Source organism: Microbacterium sp. Leaf203, from assembly GCF_001421275.1.
GTDB lineage: Bacteria > Actinomycetota > Actinomycetes > Actinomycetales > Microbacteriaceae > Microbacterium > Microbacterium testaceum_A.
Genome location: NZ_LMKF01000017.1, coordinates 1 through 226 on the forward strand (window position 1 = coordinate 1; position 226 = coordinate 226).

The window sequence follows — 226 nt, forward strand, 5'->3', positions numbered from 1 at the left end:
GGGATTCGCAAGGCGCGACCAGCACGCTGCATCGCATCTTCGAGCCGCGCCATGCGATCCTCGGCGCTGAAGCGGTGAAGGCACACCGCCACGTTCCAGCCGAAGGGGCTGCAAGTGAAGGCCATGTCTGCCCGCATTGCGGATGGAAAACATGACCGATACGCTGGCGTCCGACACAATCCTCTCTGTCCGAGACCTGCGGACCTGGTTCGCCGGACGCCGGGTT